Here is a 19,226-nt window from a genome sequence, read left to right as displayed (position 1 = left end):
ACCTCGCTGCCGCATCGGCTGGGCTGGAATCCCGAAGGTGAACGGGCACCGCGCGCCGCCCGGCTGCTACCCCACCTGCTGCAGGGCCGCGCGTCCGGCCCAGTGTTCCCGTCCGACCGGCGCGCCCCTGCCTCCGGTCGCCGCGCTCCGGCGTCCGCCCGGTCCCCGGCCGGGGCGCCTGTCGTATCGGCCCGAACTCCTCATAGCCATGGCCAGGGGCAAAGTGGCGGTGAGCCGGCTCGCGGATTCGTCGCACGGGGATTGCGAGTAGATCAAGACAGCCGAGTCACCCTGAGGCGGGGGCCGCTGCGTCGCAGCATCCCAGGGCGGCCTCGACGATGCGGAGCGCCTCGCTGTTGTCGATGCCAACGCTCGCCACAACGGCGGCATAGTCGGCGGCGGCTTGGCGGGCTCGTTCGCGGGCCTGCTCTCCGGCCGCTGACACGAACGAGCCCGCCCGCCCCCGGGTCTCGATCAGCCCGGCTTCCTCAAGCTCCCGATAGGCCCGGCCGACCGTGTTGACGGCCAGGCCGAGGTCGGCCGCGAGCCGGCGAATGGTCGGCAGCCGAGAGCCCACGGCCAGCGTGCGGTCCTGGATCTGCCGGGCCAGCTGGGCCCGTAGCTGCTCGAACGGCGGTACCGGCGAGTCCGCGTCGATGACGATCACCGGGCGCCCACCACCTCTCGCGCCACGGCCGCGGCACCCGGCGCCCTGAACTGAACAGTGATGTAGGCGACCATGCCCAGCACCACGAAGCCGATGGAGGCGGCGTTCCACCAGCCGGGCGCGGACCCGAACAGCAACACCATCGGCAGCGACCACAGCACAGTAGGCATGGTGCCATCGCGCGCGTCCTCGATGCGCATGATGACGTCGGCCATCAGCGAGACCTCGTCCTCGGCCACGACCGGCCGGGCCAGCAACTCGCGCAGTTGCAGGGCCTCGCCGATGCCGACCCCGACCACGGCGACCAGCACCACGACGGCTGCGTACCGCGCGGTGCCCTCGCCGACGGCCAGTGCGCTCGCCCCCAGCGCGAACGCGCCGGCGAAGGTACTTGCCACCAAGACGGCGTACGGCCGTCCGAGCAGGGCCCGCCAGCCGAGCTGCACCGGATGGGCGGCTCGCCGCGCCAGTGCCGCCCCGGCCTGCCGGTCGACGCGCCGTATCCAGGCGTCAAGCAGCGTCCGGGCCAGCACCAGGGCGACGACCAACGCGCTCAGGGCCAGCACCGGCGTCGGCCGGTGCGATCCGGAACCGCCGAACGCCAACGCCAGCGCCGCCCCGAGGATCAGCACTGCCTGCAGCACACTGCCGAGGAGCCGCACCCGCTGCCGCACCGCCAGTCGCGCGGTCAGCAACGGCGTCGGCGAGCCGTCGCCGAGGCCGTGCATCTGCAGCCAGGTCTCCGCGTATCGGACGTTCACCGGCCGCGGTCCAGCACCCGGTATGGAGCTGTTCGCCATGCCCCCTCCTTTGTCGCAAGGTTTGTATCAACATCCTGCGTCATAACTTGCGACAAAGTCAACCGAGCCGCCCCCCGCCTTGCCCTCGCCAGAGCTCCGGGAGTGCAGGGCCGAGTCAGGGCATCGACGATGGCTCCTGGCCGAGGTCGAGGTGGCGGGCCATGTCCAGCTCGAAGCGTCCGTACAGGTTCAGGTGGTCCAGAACAGGGCCGATCACCCGGCCGAGTTCTTCGATGGCCTGGTAGGCGGGGCGCTTGGGACCGCCGCAGGTGAAGCGGCGCAGCATCTGGTGGGACTGGACAGTGCCGAGCCGCAGCGCGGTGGCGCACTCGTTACACTGCCGTCGATGATGTCTGAGGAGGAGGCGTGGCACGCCGAGGCGAACCGCGTCTTCACCGCCCTCCTCGCCGAGACCGAAGGCCAGCCGCCCGACCCGCATGGTGCGGGCACGCTCGAACGCGAGGCGGCGGACTGGCTGGTGAGCCTGGCGCTCCATTGCGACGACCGGGAGTACGTCGAGGCATGGTGCCTGCACCTGGGCCGTGGCCTGCCTTCCGGGCATCCCGTGCTGGGGCTGTCGGCGCTGTGCATCGGGCATCTGTCGCGTCGCTTCGGACACCTCAGCGGCGAGGCGCGCGCCCTGGTCGAGGAACTGGCGGCGCGCTGCCGCCGTGATCCCACCGACGTCGACGGGAACGCTCTGTCCGGGCTTGAAGACGTCGAATGGTACGCACCCCGACGTCCCCGGCTCGTGAAGCTCGCTCGATGGCATCGCCGTACCTGGAACCGGGTCCGGTGGGTGTTCAGCCGCTCCTGACGGCTGCGGCCGCGACGGGAACGCAGTCGTCGGTCACCGGAGCGGTGATGGCCGACCGAATGTCCCAGACGGCCCGTAGCAGTGCTGCCCAGGACATCGCGACCGCCGTACGCACCGTGCTCAGCAGGATCCGGGAGTCGCAGCCCAGACCCGGCCGAGCGACCGCCTCACCTGGCCTCGGTCGCTCGGCCGGGCAGACGCCGAACGCCGGCAGTTCTCGCAAGAGCCGGCTCAGGCCCGGCGTCCTATGCGGTGGTCACTGCGAGCGGGGCGTGATGACGTTGGCCGGGTCATCTCTCCACACCACCTGTCCGTGCGGGTCGACGGTCAGGCCGAACCGGTCGCGGCCGGGACTGCCCCAGCCGACCCACCGCAGGTAGGCATCGGTGACCTCGTCCCACAGGGGGCGCGGCCCGGCGTGGCGCACCAGGTGCTCGCGGCGGCCGGGCCGGTGCTCGACGCGCGCCCAACTGGTGCCCACCGTATCGGCCAGCACGAGCGCGTATCGGCCGTCGCCGGTGGCGTCCTCGACGGCGGCGACGTCGGGGAGCATGGCGGTGATGGCGATGTCGGCGCCGTAGGAGTCGCCGGTGACGGCACGCGGATCGACCCGCGTCCCCTCCTCCTCGATCCCGTGGTCGGGCTCGGTCAGGGGGCCGCCGCGCTGGGAGCGAAGCATCATGTACGAGGCCGGGCCGTGGAACCGGCCGGTCGCCCGCCCGTCGCCGACGGTCAGGCGGACCTTGTAGCCGCCGATGTATTCGGGCATCCACGGCAGGACGATCGTCCCGCCGGGCCGGGTCTGCTCCACCCAGGTGTACGGGACGGTGGTGACGCCGCAGGTGACGTGTACCGCGTCGTAGGGGGCGCCGTCCGCCCAGCCGTCCGCGCCGTCCCCGGCCACCAGCGTCGGTTCGTACCCGGCGGCGTGCAGGTTCGCAGCGGCCAGGTCGGCAACGGCCGGATCGACCTCGATCGAGACGACGTTCCCGGCACCCAGCCGCTCCGACAGCAGCCCGGCCGTCCACCCGGGCCCGGTCCCGATCTCCAGGACGCGGTCATGGTCACGGGGGGCCAGCAGCTCCAGGAACGCGGCGACCGCGCCGGGCGCCGACAGCGACGACGTCCACGCCCCGTCGCCGGTGCCCGGGTCGCCTCGGCCGTCGTCTACCTGGATGATGACCGCGGCGTCGGAGTAGACCGCCTCCCACCAGCGGGCCGGGTCGGCATCGGCGTCGATGCCGTAGGCGTCACCGGGGCCGTCCGGCACGCACCAGGCCCGGCCGGGGGCGAACAGGTGCCGGGGGACGGCCCGCATCGCCTGCCGCCACTGCGGGCGGGTCAGGTAGCCGGCGGCGGCGAGCCGGTCGGCCATGCGCTCGATCCGGGCGGCCACCACGCCGGCGTCTACGGCCCGTGCGGCGGCCAGATCGAGGGCCGTCATTTGTCCTTGCCCCCGTCACTGCCGCGGCTGCCTCCGCCGCCGATGTTGTCCTTGTCATCGCGGTCGGGCGGGATCGGCTGGCCGGGCCGGTTCCGGTCACCGGTGTTGTCGTGGTTGCCCACGGGCAACTCCCCTCGGGGTCAGGTGCGCGGGGTGGTCGTGTCGTCGCCCTCATCGTGGAGGGGCGCCGCCACACCGGTCAACACCGACCGTGACAGCCAGGTGACACGATGACCTCATCTGGTCAGGCAGGCTGAAAGAGCCCCACCGGGGCCGTCATCATCTACTCGCCCAGTCCGCCGCGATAGACAAGCATGAGCGTATGGACGACGCCGAGTTCAAGCGCCTGGACGGCCCCGGCACCTGGGATCGTTTCGAGAAAATCCGGCCGTCTGCGCCGCTGCCTTCCCCGCCTATGATCCTGGCGACCACCGCCGGCGTCCCTGCGGCTGAGCGCTGCCGCAGTGGACCTCCGCCGGAGGGGTCAGGGGTGAGCGAGCACCGGCTCGGCGCCCCCGCGCTCTCGGTGTCCTCGGTGACGGCCTGGTGCCGGCGACCTGCAGAACCTGCTCGACATCCTGGCGCCGGACGTTGTCGCCCTGAGCGGCGGCGGAATCAAACATGCCCTGCTCCGGCCCATCGTGGGGGCCGACAAGGTGGCTCGTTTGCTGGCCGCCGGCTGGTGGAAGCGCGACGCCGAAAGGTCGGTCGAGCTGGTACAGATCAACGGTGGCCCGGGGCTGCTCGTCCGAGTCAATGGGGAGATCGACGGCGTGGTGGCGGTGCGGGTCGAGAACGGCTACATCACCGGCGCCTACCACGTGCGCAATCCCGAGAAGCTGTCGCGTGTGGAGCGGGAGACCACCGTGAGCCGCTGAGACACCGTGGGCGCCGGCACCCGTGGGACGGCGTGGAATGCCCGGCCCCCAGCGGGACGGCCGGGCATTCCAGCCGGTCAGCGGCGACTATGACGACAGTTGGCAGCGTCGGATCTCCAGGCGGCGAAGTCGTGTACGAGGGATCCGGGAGTCACCGGGCGGTCGTCGGGGGAAGTCCGCGGACCAGGTACGCCCAGGCGGCTTCGAGCTGTGCCGGTGCATAGCAGCGGGCGCGTTTGGCGAGTGCCTCGGCCTCGTCCGAACGGTCGTAAGCGGTGCCGACGGCCGCGACCTGAAGCTGCATACGGCAGGCCTTCTCCAGGAAGATCGCGGTCATGACGGCGGTGGGCACGTCGGGACCGACGGTGACCAGGCCGTGTCGGTGCAGCAGGAGGGCGTTGCGGTCGCCGAGGGCCTCGGCGACCTCGCCGCCCAATGCGCGGTCGCGGATGAGATCTCCGGTCCGGGTGAAGCGGGCGATGTCCGGTGGCCAGAACAAGGTGCCCTCGTGCCCGACCGGGTGCAGAGGGAGGCCGGTCGCCGCGAAGGCGACGGCCGACTCCGCATGACTGTGCACGACTGCGCCGACGTCGGGGCGCGCGGCCATGATCTCGGTGTGGATCGGGTACTCGAGATGGACGCGGCCATCGCCCTGGAGCAGGGTTCCGTTCCGGTCGATGCGTACCACGCGATCGGAGGTGATCTCCTCCATCCCATGGCCGGCGGACTTGAGCCAGGTCCCCTTGCCGTCGGGGTCTCGGCGGGAGAGATGCCCCCAGATGAGGTCGGCGTTGCCGTGCGCGGCCAGCACCCGGCAACCGACGGAGACCTCTTCGGCAGGGGTCATCGGGCGTCCTTGACGAGGAAGTCGCCGACGATCCGGTTGAACTGGGCGGGCTGCTCGAACATCGGCCAGTGCCCGGCGTCGGTGATCATGTCGAAGGAGGCGTTGGGCAGGATCTGCGAGGCCCGGCGGCCGACCTCTGCGGGGGTGGTGGGGTTGTGGTCGGTCCACAGCACGAGGGTCTCGTGCGGGATGCGCGCGAGGTCGTCTTCGCGGATCATGTGGACGCGGTTGGCCTCGCTGGGCTGCTCGGCGACGAGTTTGGCGAGCGCCTCCTCGGTGCCGGGCAGGGTGTAGTAGCGGTAGCGGCATTCGACGAGTTCGTCGGTGACGACGGTGGGGTCGACCATGAGCCATTCCAGGCGTTCGCGAACGCTCTCGCGGGTCGGGGCCGCGGTGGCTCTCGCGGTGACGGACTGGACCTGGGCATGCACCTTCTTGCTCTCCTCGACGCGTGCGGCGTCGGACAGCAGCAGCCCGGCGCCGGTGACGGAGACGAGTTTGCCGACCCGGTCCGGGTGCTTGAGCGCGGTGTACAGGGCGGTCCAGCCGCCGAGGGACTGGCCGACCAGATGGGCGCGTTCGGCTCCGATGGCGTCGAGGAAGCCGATGAGGTGCTCGGTGAAGACGGGCATGTGGTAGGTGACATCGGTCGGGCGGGCGGTGAGGCCGTGACCGAGTGCGTCGATCGCGTACACCCGCAGGCCCCGTTCGGCCAGCGGCATGACGTTGCGCAGGAAGGCCTCGGCGTGACCGGTGAGGCCGCCCATGAGGATGACGGCGTCGCCTTCTCCGGCCTCGATCGAGCGGGTGCGCCAGCCGGCCGCGTCGCGGAAGCGGGTCTCGGTGCCGAGGGAGTCCGTCCAGAACGACATCAGGGGTTCTCCTTGCTGAGGAAATCGATGAGGGCGGTGTTGACGAGTGCGGGCCGCTCGTACTGCGGCCACTGCTTGGCGCCGGGGATGGTCAGGAGCCGTGCGCGCGGGATCGCGGCACGGGCGGCTTCGACGACGGTGGCGGGTGTGTGCCCGTGCTCGCCGCGCAGGAATAGGACGGGCACGTCCAATCCGGCCAGCCGCTGGGGCGTCAGGAGGAAGCGGCCGTTGTCGGCGGCGCGGACGAGGCGGTGGACCTCCCGGGCCTCCTCGGGCAGGTACAGGGCGGTCCGTACCTCGACGAGTTCAGGGTCCACGTCTTCGGGATCGGCGAGCAGTCCCGCCAGGCGTGTGCGGACGGCCTCGGGTGTCGGTTCGGCGTAGGCGCGGCCACCCTTCTCGTAGGCGGCGCGGACCGTCGCGTCGGCGAGCCGCTCGGACTCGGACTGCAGCCCGGCCGGTTCGATGAGGGCGAGCCGCCGCACTCGCTCGGGCGCGCGCAGCGTGAGCTGCACAGCCGTCCATCCGCCCAGCGACTGGCCGACGAGGTCGGCCTCGGCGAGCCCGAGCGCGTCCAGGACGGACAGGGCGTGATCGGCCAGGTCCTCCACGGTGTACCGGCTCTGCGGGCGACGGGCGGTGAGGCCGTGGCCGAGCAGGTCGAAGGCGATCGCCCGCCGCCCGGCCGCGGCGAGGTGGGGCAGGTTCCGGGCGAAGGTCTCCAGATGCCCGCCGCGCCCGTGCAGGAGGACGACCGGAGGGCCGGCCCCGAGGCAGGCGACCCGGGTCGGCGTCCCTGCGGCGGTGACGTACCGGACCTCGGCGCCGAGCAGGTCCGTCCAGAGACTCACAGGTGCGCCCGCAGGAAGTCGAGGGTGCGCTCCCAGGTCACCCGGGCGGCCTCCGGGTGGTGGTTGGGATGGGTGTCGTCGTGGTAGGCGTGTCCGGCCCCTTCGTAGACGTGCACCTCCAGCGGCTGGCCAGAGAGCTTGAGCGCGTCGCCCAGCCGTGCGACCTGGTCGAGGGGGATGACTTCGTCCGCGCCGCCGAAGTGCGCCTGTACCGGGCAGCGGACCGTGTCGGCGATGTCGATGCGCGAGCGGACCTGGCCGGTCGGGCTGTAGGCAGCGGGCAGTTCCGGCAGTCCGTACAGCGGAACGGCGCAGGCCAGGCGATCGGAGCGGGTCGCCCAGACGAGGGCGAGGCCCCCGCCGAGGCAGAAACCGACGACGGCGACGCGGGAGGCGTCGACGTCACCGCGCCCGGCCAGGTAGTCCAGGCCCGCGTCGAGGTCGGGCACGGCCTGTTCGTCTCGGGCCGCGAGGAACGCCTTGGCGCGGCGTTCCTCCGGGGTCGTGTAATCCTGCGGGGGACGCCCGCCGATGCGGCTGTACAGATCGACGGTCAAGCAGGCGAAGCCTTCTGCGGCGAACCGTTCGGTGACCCGCTCCCGGTGCGCGGTGACGCCGAGGTTCTCGTGGGCCATGATGACGACGGGCGGCGGGGCGTCGCCCGGCGTCCGGGAGGGCAGGGCCAGGTAGCCCCGGATCTCGTCGGTACCACTGGGGAACCTCACCCAGGCGGCGTCGGCGGATGTCCGCATGTCTTCTCCGTGGGGATCAGCCCGCTCGGGGCGGGCCTGGCGGCTGTACGGCCGCGGCGCGTCCGAGCAGGTGCTTGATGTAGGTGCCGAGGGCTTCGAGCCGCCGGCGCGGCATGCGCGCGATGCGTCCGCACACCGCGACCGCGCCGACGGGGCGCCCGGCGAGCATGACGGGTACCGCAACGCCCGCGATACCGGCGATGAACTCGCCGACCTCGATGGCGTAGCCGTACCGTCTGCAGGTGTCGAGCTCGCGCTGGAGCGCGACGGGATCGGTGATGCTGGCGGGGGTGCGCTGCGCCAGCGGCAGCGTGGAAACGATCTCCTTGCTCTCCTCCGGGGGCAGGCCGCTGAGGATGGCGCGGCTGATGCAGCCGTTGGCCAACGCCGAGCGTCTGCCGAGCGGTGACAGCGACTCCGGCGAGTGCGGGGCCTCGCGCTTGCCCGTGATGAGCAGCGACCGGTCGCGCCAGTCGATCTCGGCGACGAGCACGGTCTCACCGGTGGAACGGATGAGCTCCTCGGCGACCCCCTGGGTCAGGTGGGCCAGCTCGGTGGTCGCGGAGACGAGACTGCCCAGCTCCAGCAGGCGGTTGCCCAGAACGTAGGAACCGTCGGCCTCCTGCCGGAGGAATCCGCGTTCCACGAGGGTCACCGCGATGCGGTGGGTGCTGGTCTTGGGCACCCCGGCCGCCTCGGCCAGCTCGGAGAGCTGGAAGCGGGGGTGGGCGGCGCTGAACGCACTGAGCACGTCCAGCGCCCGGTCGACCGAGCGGACCCCGCGCCGGCGCGGGCCGCTCGCCGGAGTGCCGTCGCAGGGAAGGGAGCCAGGAGAGTCGTTCATCGGAGCCTCACGAGCAGTAGGGCGGTGCTTCGCTCGCATTCTCGCTGGTCACCACGGTGTCGGGAACCGTGGCGATCTTCTGGACGCCCGGTGCGCCGCGCAGCAGGCCGACAACGTTGTCGATGGCCATCTCACCGACGCTCTTGGGAGTGTTACTGACCGTGACCGCGAAGTCGCCGGCAGAGACCGCCTTGACCCCCGCCTCGCTTCCGCCATTGGTCAGGATCTTGATGTCGTCCCGTCCGGCGGCCTTGAACGCGGCCAGCACGCCGAAGGCCATGTCCTCGTTGTGGACGAACACGTAGGAGATGTCGGGACGCGCTTGGAGCATGTTGTCCGCGACGTCCTGGGCCTTGGCGCGCTGCCAGAGCGCGGGCTGGTCGAACACCACCTTCGCGGCGTCACCGAGGCTCTTTTTGAAGGCGTCGTTCATCAGGTCGGCCGCCGCGCCGGGAGCGCCGCCGACGATGCCGACCTCGACGGACTTGCCTTTGCTGTCCTCCACGAGCCAGGCGCCGAGGTCACGGCCGACCTTCTGCACATCGGTGACGACCGCGCCAAGGATCTTGCTCTGGTCGACCGAGGCGACCGAAGTGAGGAAGATCGGGATGCCCGCCCGGTTGGCGCGGCTGATGCCGCCTTCGAGGGAGTCGATGTTGACCGTCTGCACGACGATCGCGTCGACGTCCTTGACGATCATGTCGTCGATGTTGGAGAGCTCCTTGGCGGGGTCCATCGCCGAGTTCGCGGTCAGCAGGGTGACGCCGGCCTTGGTGGCGCGCGCCTGCATGGACCGCTGGAGGCAGGTGTGGAACTCGATGGAGTTGCCGTTGACGAAGCCGACCGTCAGCTTCTTGTCCGACGGGACGGGCCCGGCCGCCTCGCTTCCCTCATCGACGGAGCAGCCCGTGAGGGCGAGGCCGACGGCCAGGGAGAGGGCCACGGCACGGTTGCGAACGGGGCTTCTGCTGGGGATGGCGAACATGTCAATCCTTCTGGACCGTGGAGGGGTGGAATGGTTGCGGACGGCCCGCGTTCAGTGGGAACCGCCGCGCAGGTGGTTGGTGATGGCCGCGATGAGGAGCACGGTGCCGAGTGCCACGTCCTGGTAGTGGGCGTTGATCTGGAGCAGGTTGAGGGAGTTGGCGACCACGCCGAGGAGCACGACGCCCAGGACGGTGCCGACGAGGGTGCCGCTGCCGCCGTGCAGGGCGGTGCCGCCGATGACGACCGCGGCGACCACGGTGAGTTCCAGGTGCAGGCCGCCGGTGCCGGGGCTGGCCGCACCGAGCCGAGCGACGAGCATGACACCGCCGAGCGCGGCGAGCAGCCCTCCGAGGGTGTAGAGCAGCAGCTTGGTACGGACGACGGGGATTCCCGCGAGGCGGGCGGCGTTCTCGTTGCCGCCGATCGCGAAGGCGTTCCGTCCGAACGCGGTCCAGCGCAGGACCAGCCCGGCGGCCACACAGACGACCATCGCGATGACGACCAGGGCGGGAACGGCACCCGCGACCTCACCGAAGCCGAGGGAGACGAGGTGCTCGCCGATGGAGATGCTCTTGCCGTCGATGACGAGAAGGGCGGCTCCGCCGAGGATGGTGGAGGTGGCCAGCGTCGCCACGAACGGCACGACCTTCAGGAGCGTCACCACAAGCCCGTTGACCAGGCCGATGGCGGCACCGAGCGCGAGCGCCAAGCCCACCGCCGTCCACTCGTTGAAACCCGCGACGATGAGCTGGGCGACCACTCCGTGAGCGAGCGCCGCGATCGCACCGAGCGAGAAGTCGATGCCGCCCGCTGTCATGAGGAGGGTCAGCCCGGCTGCAAGGACGGCCACGACCGCGATCTGCTGGGAGACGTTGAGGAGGTTCGAGCCGGTCAGGAACGCGTCGCTCTTGAGCGCGGTGACGGTGCCGATGGCGAGGAGCACCGTCAGCAGGCCGGCGTGCCGGGAGACTCCGGGCGGCAGCGCGAGGCGGGCCTGTCCTTTCAGCGCGGTGAGTGCGGTCATGTCTGCTCTCCTCCAGCGGTGAGCGTTACGAGGTCGTCCCGGGTCACCCGGTCCATGGGAAGGTCGGCGACGATCCGCCCTGAGCGGACGACGACGACGCGGTCGGCGAGCCGGACCACCTCATCGACGTCGGAGGAGCTGAGCAGGACGGCGGCGCCCCGGTCGGCGAGGTCGTCGACGATGCGGTGGATGTCGGCCTTGGCGGCGACGTCCACGCCATTGGTCGGCTCCTCCAGGAGGCAGGCGACCGGATCGCCGTCGAGCCACGCCGAAAGCAGCACTTTTTGCTGGTTGCCGCCGGAGAGGGTCGACACGGGCGGGTCCACCTGGAGGGTGGTGACGCCGTAGCGTTGCCGGGCCTGTCGCCCCTGGGCGTGGATGTCCCGCCAGCGCACCAGCCACGGGCGGCGCCGTCCCCGGCGGACGAGGTCGAGGTTCTCGTTGACGCTGAGAGCGGGCACCAGTCCGTAGGACAGCCGGTCACCGGTGATGCACCTCAGGCCTGCGGCCAGGGACGCGCCGACGTTCCCGGGTGCCACCTCGGCGTCGTTCACCGTGACCCGTCCGCTCTCGGCCCGGCGCAGCCCGGTGAGCAGCCGGAACAGCTCGCACTGGCCGTCCCCGGCGGGGCCGAGGACCGCTACGACCTCTCCGGCCCGGACCGTCAGGTCGAAGGCGTGCAGCCGGCCGCCGCTCAGCCCGGCCAACTCCAGCACCGGCTTCCCGGGAGACCGGCTCGTGCCGGAACGTTCGTGCACGAGCCGGTCTCCGACCATGGCGCGGATCAGGGCGGGCAGATCCAGTTCCGCGGAGCGCACGACGGTGGCCACGCGGCCGTCTCTCATCACGGTGATGCGGTCGGCGAGGTCGAGTACCTCGTCGAGGTGGTGGGAGATGTAGACGATCGCCGTTCCCCGGTCGCGCAGCGTGCGCACCAGGCGGTGGATCCGCTGGGCGTCCCGGCCGCCCAGGGAGGCGGTCGGCTCGTCCAGGACCAGCACCCGGCCCCCGAGGTCGACCTCGCGGGCGATCTCCACGAGGGTCTGCTCGGCGGGGCCGAGGGCCCCGGCGACCGCGTCCGGCGCGATGTCGATGCCGAGCCCGTCGAGAGCCCGCGCCGCCTCCTGGCGCACCCGCTTCCACAGCACCCGTCCGGCACGTGTGGGAAGCCTGCCCAGCAGGAGGTTCTCGGCCACCGTCAGGCCGTCTACCAGGGTGCGCTTTTGGTGCACGATGCTCACCCCGGCCGCGTGGGCGCGGCGCGGGGTGAGCGAGGCCTGCCGCTCCCCGTCGATGAGGATGTCCCCGCTGTCCGGGGCGAACGAGCCGCAGATCATCTCGACAAGCGTCGACTTGCCCGCCCCGTTCATCCCGACAACGGCGTGCACCTCGCCCGGCAGCAGCGTGAAGTCGACGCCGGCGAGTGCCTGGGCGCCGCCGAACGCCTTGCGCACCTCGCGCAGCTCCAGTACCGGAGCCACCTGACGTTCTTCGAGATCGAGGTCCACGAGCCCTCCTTCCACGTGGGGCTGGTCGTCGAAAGCGGGCATGTCAGGCCCCGTCTGCGGCGGGCACCGTGTACATGTCCTGGTGGGCCACGCCGAGGACGACCATGAGGTTGCGCAGCGCCACGGGGTTCATCCCGCGCTCCAGCAGCCAGGCCGCGTCCCTGCGGACGACCGCGAGCCGCTCTTCGGGGGTGAGCGGGTAGTCCGCCAGAACGGGTTCCGGCGTGGCCAGGAAGGCTTCGAGCAGGCCGGGGGTGTGCTCCAGTTCCCGCGCCAGGCGGTTGAGGCCGACGACGCTCACGGGGTCACCTCGAATCCGCTGACGCCGATGCCGACGGTCCAGGCGGGCATGGGCCGGTAGGCGTGCACGCGGGCCGGTCCGCCGGCCGCGCCCGCGGCGATCAGCCAGGTGCGGATCTCCAGGGCCCCGTTGCCCGCCTCGTTCAGGATGTGGGCGTCGTCCCAGGTCAGGACCTCCTCGGCCCGTCCCTCTCGCAGGAGAGCGAGGAACCGGGTGTCGAACTCCTCATTGATCTCACCAAAGCGCGGCAGCCCCACCCAGTGGGACAGTCCTCCGGTGCCGATCACCCCGATCCGGGCGTCCCCCGGCAGTGCGCGGACGGTGTCGCGCAGCGCGGCGCCGAGGGCCAGGCAGCGGCCCAGGGTCGGCAGCGGCGGGGTGTTGCAGTTGACGAACAGCGGGACGATTCCGGCGGCGGCGGCCGACGGCAGTTTGGTCAGCGGGACCATGAAGCTGTGGTCCAGCGCCATGGTGTGGGAGCGCGCGAGGTCGAACCCGCGCGCGGTGAGGCCTTCGAGCAGTGCTTCGGCCACCTCCGGGCGGCCGGGCACGGTTCCTCCGGGGTTGCCGAACTCCGCCCAGCCGTGGTGCTCCTCGGCGAGGCCGAGGCAGAAGGCCGGGTAGTTCTCCAGCCCGAACGTCTCGTAGTGGTCGGTGGCGGCGACGACGACGGCGTCCAGACGGGCGGCGGCGATCTCTGCGTCGAGCCGCCGCCAGGCGTCGTGCAGCACTCCGGAGACCTCCGGGTCGGCCTGCGCATGCTTGACGATCGCGCCCACATGGGAGGTCGCCGCGGCCAGTGCGAGGTGGCCCATCACCCCTCCCTTCCGGTGAGGCGGATGTCGTCGAGGTGTCCGTCGCCCCGGCGGACGACGTCGGTGGCCTGGAGCCGCCCACAGCCCGGGCAGGCGTAGCGGCGCAGTTCCAGTCCCGCGTCCAGCCGGGTGGCGTGGCCGAACTCGTGCACATCGACGCTGATCTCCAAAGCGGCGTGCGCGCGCCACGGCTCGTCCACCGGGGACAGCACACAGCCGCAGGCGCACGCGACCCAGCGCCGGCCGGCGGCCTCGACGATCTCCATGCCGTCGCCCATCGGGTGGATCCTGGTCCGCGGCCCCGCGGGCGCATCGGGCAGCGGCCGTTCGGCGGGCCAAGCGCGGCGCGCGGCCCGTAGTTCCTCGCGCCGCGTCGAGGTGGCCTCGGCGTCGACGCGGCCGTCGGCGGACAGCACCGCGCCGTAGAGGCGGACGGCCGCCTCGGGGGTGACCGCCCCGAAGTCGATGTCGGCCTGGACCGCCTCCACGGAACGGTCCAGGGGGTCGCCCCAGCCTCCGCCCGCCTGCGGGACGGTCGCCAGGACGTCATCGTCGCCCAGGTGGTAGAGGCCCTGGCGGCCGCGCATCACTGGGCGCTCCCCCGACAGCTCCTCCACTGACGGGATTCGTCCTGCGGCGAGCTGTGCCTTGACGTCGCTGCCGTGGACGACCGTGCGAGTGTTCTGGGCACCGGGGTAGCCGCCGAAGATCCCGACGGAGTTGGGCACTTCCCAGCCGTGTGCGGAGTTCAGCGCGGTGACGTCGCGGCCGCCGTGGACGGTGTAGACCGCGCCCATGCTCATGCCGCCGCGGTGGCGCCCGGCGCCGCCGGAGTCGGCGACGAGGCCGCGCCACAGGTAGAGCAGCGGTGAGTCCATCTCGACGGCCTCGACGTTGGAGATGCGCTGCCGCTCGATGTTGTGCTGGCCCTGGGTCCAGGCGCCATCGCGGTGGGCGTAGGCCGCGCCTCCTGTGGCCAGGCAGTCCATGATCACGTAGGTCTGGCGGGCGCCGTTCTCCCCGGCCCCGGTGAGGACGAACTTGTCAGGGCCGCCCGCCGGGACGGCCTGCGCCTCGCGCAGCAGCTCGTCCGAGCACGCCGCCAGCTTCGACAGGCACTCCATGGCCGTCATCTCGACCAGCCAGCCGGCCTCCAGCGCACCGCCGCTGACCGCCGCGGGGCGGGAGGCGTTGCAGATCAGACCTTCGGGGCAGGTCACCTCGATCGGCTTGAACAGTCCCTCGTTCCAGGGCGCGTCGAAGGCGAACGTCGGCAGCAGCGCGGCCGCGATCCCGGCCATCATCCCGGAGTAGGCGCAGTTGATGTAGCCCTTGGCCTGGGGTGACGAGCCGGAGAAGTCGAAGTGCAGGGTGGCGCCCCGCTTGGTCAGCACCAGGTCGATCTCGTAGGTCGCGTTCTCCTTCGACTGGGCCAGGCCGCCGTCGTTGTCGAGGAAGGCGCGCGAGTGCAGGCGCGCGTCGGGCAGCTTGGCCAGCCGGTTGCGCAGCCGGCGTTCCGACAGTCCGATGAGGTTGGCCATCACCGTGCGGACCGTGGTGGCCCCGTACCTTTCGGCCAGGGCCGTCATCGCGCGGACCGCGGTGTTGTTCGCACCGATGAGCGCCCGCAGGTCCAGGTTGACGGTCGGCGCCATCCGGGTGTGCGCGAGGATCAGATTCCACACATCGGTGCGGACCCGGCCGCCGTCGACCAGCTTGGTCGGCGGCATCTGGAGGCCCTCCTGGTAGGAGTCGGTCGCATCGATGCAGAAGCTGCCGGGGGTCATGCCGCCGACATCCACCATGTGGCACATGGCGCCGGTCCAGGCGAGCAGTTCGCCCTCGAAGAAGATCGGCGCGATGAGGCCGACGTCCTGGGCGTGGACGGTGCCCTTCCACGGGTCGTTGACGATGAACATGTCGCCGGCGTTGATGCCGGGGTCCTCGGCGCAGTCCTCGATGACCGACCGGGTGATGGCGGCCATGGAGGAGGCGTGCGACAGGATCGTGCGGCCCATCGCGGCGACCGAGCCGTCGGGCAGGTAGAGCCCGACGTTGTAGTCGCTGGCCTCGACCACGTGGGTGGAGCCGGAGATGGCGGCCAGGGTCGCGCCCTGCTCGTCGGTGATGGCCAGGAGCCGGTGCCGGATGACCTCGAAGGTGATCGGGTCGATGGTGTCGGCGGCGGTGGTCACGCCTCCCCCTTGCAGTCGATGACGAGGTTGCTGTGGTGGTCGATGAGGAGCGACTGGGAGGGGCCGAGGACCACGGTGGTGCCGGCGAACTCCAAGATCGCCGGACCGCGCAGGGTCGCGCCCGCGCCCAGCCCTTCACCGCGGTAGACACGGGTGGCGATGCGGCCGGTCTCGGGGAAGTGGACCTTCCGCTCACCGATGAGCGCGGCATCGGGATCGGTGGAGCCCGGGTACCGCCCCTCCCGCACATCGGTGATCTTCACGCGGCCCTCCACCCGCAGGGTGTGGATCTCCACACCCGCGCCCAGCAGTGCCGTGCCGGCGCCGTAGATCCGCTCGTAGGCCGCCCGGAACTCCTGGATCAGCTCGCGGAGGACGTCCGTGGTCACGGGACCGTCGGGCACCGGGAGCGGCAGTTCATGGGACTGACGGCGGAACTTCAGGTAGGCGACGCGGGAGAGCCGGACGCGCGGGTCGTCGTCCAGGTCGGCGCGGCAGCGTTCGGCGAGCGCGTCGAAAGTCGCGGTGATGCGGGCGGCGTCCAGGTGGGCGGCCGGGTCCTGTGCTCCCGGCGGGGTGCGGTGGACCTCGGTCGTCTGGACCGCCCGGTACCGGTCGGAGGTGACCGTGCCGTAGGCGGAGTGGACCGTCGAGGTGGGCGGAACGACGAGCGTCGCGATGCCCGCTGCCTCGGTGTAGGCATAGGCGTGGGTCGGTCCGGCGCCGCCGTAGGCGTAGACGACGAAATCGCGGGGGTCGTGGCCCTGCTCGACCGTTACCTTGCGCAGCAGGTCGGCCATCTGGTTGTCGGCGACCTTGCGGATACCGGAGGCGGCCTCCTCCACGGTGAGGCCGAGCGGCTCGGCGATGTGCACGCGGATGGCCTTCTCGGCCAGAGAGCGGTCCAGCGGCATGCGTCCGCCGAGGAAACGCGCGGGGTCGATGATGCCGAGGACCACGTCGGCATCGGTGACCGTCGGGCGGTCCCCGCCGCGGCCGTAGCAGGCCGGGCCCGGCACCGAGCCGGCGCTCTCGGGGCCGACGACGAGCACCCCGGACTCGTCCACGGCGGCCAGGGATCCGCCACCGGCGCCGATCGCCGTGACCTTGATCCGCGGCAGGGCCAGGTGCAGATCACCGACCTCGCTGACCCGCTCGACCAGCGGCTCGCCATTGATGATCAGGCCGACGTCGAAGCTGGTGCCGCCCATGTCGGAGGTGATGACGTTCGGATGGCCGAGCCGGGCGGCGAGCGCGGTCGAGGCCAGCACGCCGCCGGCCGGGCCCGAGGTGAGCATCGACGCCGACCGGCGCGCGGCGTCCTCGGCCCGCATGACCCCGCCGCCGGAGTCCATGATCGAGAAGTCGCCGGTGAAGCCGGTGGAACGCAGCCGTCCCTCCAGGTTGGCCACGTAGTCGCGGATGACGGGGCCGAGATAGCTGTTGACGACGGTGGTGGCCGAGCGCTCGTACTCGCCGATCACCGGCGCGACCTCGTGGGAGAGGGTCAGGTAGACCTCGGGCCACTCCTCGGCGATGATCTGGCCGACCCGTTCCTCGTGCTCGCCGTTGACGAAGGACCACAGGAACGACACCGCCAGGGCCCGTACTCCCTCGGCACGCAGCCGGCGCAGCGTGCCGCGGACCTCCGCCTCGTCCAGGGCGACGATCTCACCGCCCGTGGAGTCGACGCGTTCGGTGATCTCCACGATGCGCGAGCGCGGCACGATCTGGTCGGGGTTGCGGCGGAGGCTGTAGTGGCCGGTGGCCGCGCCCATGCCGACCCACGAGGTCATCGAGCGCTGGATGAGCATCGTGTCGCTGAAGCCCCGCGTGGTGAGCAGTGCGGTCGGCGCACCCTTGCGCTCGATCAGCGCGTTCGTCGCGGCCGTGGTGCCGTGGGCGAAATAGATGATCGTGGAGCAGAAGTCCGCCAGGCCCATCCCGTACGACTCCGCGGCCAGCTTCAGCGCGTTCACCACGCCCTCGGACCGGTCGTGGGGGGTCGTGGGCGACTTGAACAGCCGGGGCGGGTGGCCGTCCCGCAGGACGACGAGGTCGGTGAACGTACCGCCCACATCCGTCCCCACGAAGAACCGCAGGGCGGATTCCGGATTACTATCCACGTTTTCCTCACCAGAGTCGACACGGAATCGTTGGCGCAGCCAGCCAGATGTCACCGATGTGACGAACGTGTTGCGCTTGACGCCACACTCTGTGCGGTGATCCAGATCACCGGCAACGCCTCAGTCCGCACTGCGGACCGGCCCTCCCCACCCAGCAGCGACGCCGACACCTCGGCCACACCGCCCAGGCGGCCATCACCCCTCGAACCAGCCGTCGTCCAGTGGGAGCAGCACGTGGGTCCGGCCGGAGACCGACGAGCAGCGAGCGGGACCTGCCCAGCATCGATCTTGGCTCCCCACCACAAGGTCTCAGCCGACTCTCGGCACCCCGCTCCCGAACGGACGCCAGACAGCGGAAAAGGCCGGTTCCGATGCTTGGAACCGGCCCCTGACCTGTGGTGGAGCTGAGGGGATGTGAATCCCTGACCCCCTCGATGCGAACAAGGATCACCCACGCCTCTGACCTGGGAGCATGGAGTATTCCCAGGTCAGAGGCATAGCATCGCCTCGCCTGACGCGGGCTGACCCCGCCTGACCCGCCACCCCGTCCCACAGATTTCCCACAGGATGAACCGGCCTCATGCCTGGGGGCTCACGCCAACGACCCGTGTGCCTGACGTCCAGCTCCATAGCAGAGGGTCTGATAGATGGTCTCGTGACAGACATGCCACCCAGACTTGCCGGGGTGCTCGACGTGCAGCCAGGCGGCTATCTGCTGCGGGCTCCACGCCAACTCCAGCTTGGCCGGATCCGAGACGACGCCCTCGCCCTCACGCTACCGGCGCATCATGCGGAGCCGTGCGCGGCATTCTCACCGCCACGGCGGCGTCTGAAAGGGGAATGTCATGGCTCAACCTCAGTCATAGGCCGGCAGGCAGGAGCTGGACCAGGCCGACCCAGGTGTCGTCGTCGGCCCAGGTGTGGACACCGCGGACCGCCCAGCGGCCGGCAGGAAGCAGAACCGGCGCCTGATCGGGCAACCCGCCATCGGGATACTCGACGCTCAGCTCGGCGCCCGCCTCGGCGGAGTCCATCAGTACCGCCGGCCCATCGGTCCGCCACGTGCCGTACTCCTGCCACTCGGTGGCGGGATCGGCGAGAACGGCCTCGGCCGCGGTGAGTAGATCGGCTTCGCAGCCGGCGGCGAGCCGGCGCAGGAAGGCCCGATGCGCGGGCAGATAGCGGGGCTTCCCCCCGAGATGTGGACACCTTGGAGACTGGATCTTGAGGTCCAGGGGAAGAGATGTCACCGATGGCGCTGAAGCACTATCCGGAGGAGTTCAAGGCCGACGCGGTCGCGTTGTACCTGTCGGATCCGTCCAAGACCTACAGGCAGGTCGCTGAGGATCTGGGGATCAACCGGGCGACGCTGCGGCAGTGGGTGATCGACGCCCGGCGCCGGGGCGAGGCCGGGCCTAAGCCCAAGCCCGCCGGTAAGGGCAACCCGGCGCAGGACGTAGCCTCCCCTGACGTGTTGGAGAAGGAGAATCAGCAGCTC

General features: G+C 71.1%; 21 protein-coding genes. 3 read left to right on the top strand and 18 right to left on the bottom strand.

The annotated features are described in order from the left end of the window. Positions 1-286 precede the first annotated feature (286 nt). From C4U03_RS32090 to C4U03_RS43065, 3 genes are all read right to left on the bottom strand, one after another. Complete coding sequence (locus C4U03_RS32090) at positions 287-667, bottom strand: GntR family transcriptional regulator (protein ID WP_103943289.1); 381 nt, start codon at positions 665-667, stop codon at positions 287-289. Beyond that, a complete protein-coding gene (locus tag C4U03_RS32085; protein WP_103943287.1) occupies positions 664-1,467 on the bottom strand; it encodes a hypothetical protein in 804 nt (267 codons plus the stop codon). Before C4U03_RS32085 ends, C4U03_RS32090 begins: the two co-directional genes overlap by 4 nt. A gap of 115 nt (positions 1,468-1,582) precedes the next feature. Further along, on the bottom strand, positions 1,583-1,753 hold the full coding sequence (locus C4U03_RS43065) for a transposase (protein WP_235018277.1): 171 nt from the start codon (positions 1,751-1,753) through the stop codon (positions 1,583-1,585). Positions 1,754-1,813: 60 nt separating this feature from the next. On the opposite strand from C4U03_RS43065, the gene C4U03_RS41390 reads away from it, so the two are divergent. Then, positions 1,814-2,284, top strand: coding sequence for a hypothetical protein (locus tag C4U03_RS41390; protein ID WP_200827615.1), 471 nt, complete (start codon positions 1,814-1,816; stop codon positions 2,282-2,284). A 256-nt stretch (positions 2,285-2,540) separates the two neighbouring features. Here the strand turns inward: C4U03_RS41390 and C4U03_RS32075 are convergent, their stop codons facing one another. Both C4U03_RS32075 and C4U03_RS42670 read right to left on the bottom strand, forming a co-directional pair. Further along, positions 2,541-3,728: a methyltransferase domain-containing protein gene (locus tag C4U03_RS32075; protein ID WP_235018276.1), complete on the bottom strand. Its 1,188-nt coding sequence runs from the start codon at positions 3,726-3,728 to the stop codon at positions 2,541-2,543. Continuing rightward, the gene (locus tag C4U03_RS42670) at positions 3,725-3,850 is read right to left on the bottom strand and encodes a hypothetical protein (RefSeq protein ID WP_268817560.1); all 126 of its coding nucleotides are present in this window, start codon (positions 3,848-3,850) and stop codon (positions 3,725-3,727) included. The genes C4U03_RS32075 and C4U03_RS42670 overlap by 4 nt, the downstream gene beginning before the upstream one ends. A 534-nt stretch (positions 3,851-4,384) precedes the next feature. On the opposite strand from C4U03_RS42670, the gene C4U03_RS32070 reads away from it, so the two are divergent. Beyond that, the gene (locus C4U03_RS32070; protein WP_200827614.1) at positions 4,385-4,606 is read left to right on the top strand and encodes a sigma-70 family RNA polymerase sigma factor family protein; all 222 of its coding nucleotides are present in this window, start codon (positions 4,385-4,387) and stop codon (positions 4,604-4,606) included. A 151-nt stretch (positions 4,607-4,757) separates the two neighbouring features. Here the strand turns inward: C4U03_RS32070 and C4U03_RS32065 are convergent, their stop codons facing one another. The 13 genes from C4U03_RS32065 to C4U03_RS32005 form a co-directional block, all read right to left on the bottom strand. Further along, positions 4,758-5,453, bottom strand: coding sequence for a class II aldolase/adducin family protein (locus C4U03_RS32065; RefSeq protein WP_103943286.1), 696 nt, complete (start codon positions 5,451-5,453; stop codon positions 4,758-4,760). Continuing rightward, positions 5,450-6,325, bottom strand: coding sequence for an alpha/beta fold hydrolase (locus tag C4U03_RS32060; protein WP_103943284.1), 876 nt, complete (start codon positions 6,323-6,325; stop codon positions 5,450-5,452). Before C4U03_RS32060 ends, C4U03_RS32065 begins: the two co-directional genes overlap by 4 nt. Further along, positions 6,325-7,176, bottom strand: a complete 852-nt coding sequence (locus tag C4U03_RS32055) for an alpha/beta fold hydrolase (RefSeq protein ID WP_160147163.1) — start codon at positions 7,174-7,176, stop codon at positions 6,325-6,327. The genes C4U03_RS32060 and C4U03_RS32055 overlap by 1 nt, the downstream gene beginning before the upstream one ends. Next, positions 7,173-7,928, bottom strand: a complete 756-nt coding sequence (locus C4U03_RS32050; RefSeq protein ID WP_103943280.1) for a dienelactone hydrolase family protein — start codon at positions 7,926-7,928, stop codon at positions 7,173-7,175. The genes C4U03_RS32055 and C4U03_RS32050 overlap by 4 nt, the downstream gene beginning before the upstream one ends. 16 nt (positions 7,929-7,944) lie before the next feature. Continuing rightward, positions 7,945-8,772, bottom strand: coding sequence for an IclR family transcriptional regulator (locus C4U03_RS32045; protein WP_103943278.1), 828 nt, complete (start codon positions 8,770-8,772; stop codon positions 7,945-7,947). Positions 8,773-8,779: 7 nt separating this feature from the next. Further along, entirely contained in the window at positions 8,780-9,757 is a 978-nt protein-coding gene (locus C4U03_RS32040) for a sugar ABC transporter substrate-binding protein (protein ID WP_200827613.1), read from the bottom strand. 51 nt (positions 9,758-9,808) lie between these two features. After that, entirely contained in the window at positions 9,809-10,783 is a 975-nt protein-coding gene (locus C4U03_RS32035) for an ABC transporter permease (protein ID WP_103943276.1), read from the bottom strand. Next, a complete protein-coding gene (locus C4U03_RS32030; protein WP_200827612.1) occupies positions 10,780-12,291 on the bottom strand; it encodes a sugar ABC transporter ATP-binding protein in 1,512 nt (503 codons plus the stop codon). The genes C4U03_RS32035 and C4U03_RS32030 overlap by 4 nt, the downstream gene beginning before the upstream one ends. A 43-nt stretch (positions 12,292-12,334) precedes the next feature. Then, entirely contained in the window at positions 12,335-12,592 is a 258-nt protein-coding gene (locus C4U03_RS32025) for a hypothetical protein (RefSeq protein ID WP_160147162.1), read from the bottom strand. Then, positions 12,589-13,407 (bottom strand): DODA-type extradiol aromatic ring-opening family dioxygenase, encoded by an 819-nt coding sequence (locus tag C4U03_RS32020; protein ID WP_103943270.1) that lies wholly within the window; start codon positions 13,405-13,407, stop codon positions 12,589-12,591. The genes C4U03_RS32025 and C4U03_RS32020 overlap by 4 nt, the downstream gene beginning before the upstream one ends. Further along, the gene (locus tag C4U03_RS32015; protein WP_160147161.1) at positions 13,407-15,602 is read right to left on the bottom strand and encodes a hydantoinase B/oxoprolinase family protein; all 2,196 of its coding nucleotides are present in this window, start codon (positions 15,600-15,602) and stop codon (positions 13,407-13,409) included. The genes C4U03_RS32020 and C4U03_RS32015 overlap by 1 nt, the downstream gene beginning before the upstream one ends. Then, entirely contained in the window at positions 15,599-17,728 is a 2,130-nt protein-coding gene (locus C4U03_RS32010) for a hydantoinase/oxoprolinase family protein (protein ID WP_146087592.1), read from the bottom strand. Before C4U03_RS32010 ends, C4U03_RS32015 begins: the two co-directional genes overlap by 4 nt. An 860-nt stretch (positions 17,729-18,588) precedes the next feature. Further along, the gene (locus C4U03_RS32005; protein ID WP_103943264.1) at positions 18,589-18,978 is read right to left on the bottom strand and encodes an Imm21 family immunity protein; all 390 of its coding nucleotides are present in this window, start codon (positions 18,976-18,978) and stop codon (positions 18,589-18,591) included. Between the two features lie 2 nt (positions 18,979-18,980). Between C4U03_RS32005 and C4U03_RS32000 the strand changes: the two genes are divergently transcribed. After that, positions 18,981-19,226 (top strand): transposase (locus C4U03_RS32000; protein WP_160147160.1); only part of this gene is annotated, 246 nt, incomplete at its 3' end.

This window comes from Thermomonospora echinospora (assembly GCF_900108175.1).
GTDB classification, from domain to species: domain Bacteria; phylum Actinomycetota; class Actinomycetes; order Streptosporangiales; family Streptosporangiaceae; genus Thermomonospora; species Thermomonospora echinospora.
This window is presented reverse-complemented; position numbering and strand designations above follow the sequence as displayed.

Excerpts from the sequence above, each read along its gene's own strand:
- C4U03_RS32035 (WP_103943276.1), bottom strand. The coding sequence starts at position 10,783 with ATGACCGCACTCACCGCGCTGAAAGGACAGGCCCGCCTCGCGCTGCCG.
- C4U03_RS32065 (WP_103943286.1), bottom strand. The coding sequence starts at position 5,453 with ATGACCCCTGCCGAAGAGGTCTCCGTCGGTTGCCGGGTGCTGGCCGCG.
- C4U03_RS32085 (WP_103943287.1), bottom strand. The coding sequence starts at position 1,467 with ATGGCGAACAGCTCCATACCGGGTGCTGGACCGCGGCCGGTGAACGTC.
- C4U03_RS32050 (WP_103943280.1), bottom strand. The coding sequence starts at position 7,928 with ATGCGGACATCCGCCGACGCCGCCTGGGTGAGGTTCCCCAGTGGTACC.
- C4U03_RS41390 (WP_200827615.1), top strand. The coding sequence starts at position 1,814 with ATGATGTCTGAGGAGGAGGCGTGGCACGCCGAGGCGAACCGCGTCTTC.
- C4U03_RS32060 (WP_103943284.1), bottom strand. The coding sequence starts at position 6,325 with ATGTCGTTCTGGACGGACTCCCTCGGCACCGAGACCCGCTTCCGCGAC.
- C4U03_RS32040 (WP_200827613.1), bottom strand. The coding sequence starts at position 9,757 with ATGTTCGCCATCCCCAGCAGAAGCCCCGTTCGCAACCGTGCCGTGGCC.
- C4U03_RS32020 (WP_103943270.1), bottom strand. The coding sequence starts at position 13,407 with ATGGGCCACCTCGCACTGGCCGCGGCGACCTCCCATGTGGGCGCGATC.
- C4U03_RS32045 (WP_103943278.1), bottom strand. The coding sequence starts at position 8,772 with ATGAACGACTCTCCTGGCTCCCTTCCCTGCGACGGCACTCCGGCGAGC.
- C4U03_RS43065 (WP_235018277.1), bottom strand. The coding sequence starts at position 1,753 with ATGCTGCGCCGCTTCACCTGCGGCGGTCCCAAGCGCCCCGCCTACCAG.
- C4U03_RS32075 (WP_235018276.1), bottom strand. The coding sequence starts at position 3,728 with ATGACGGCCCTCGATCTGGCCGCCGCACGGGCCGTAGACGCCGGCGTG.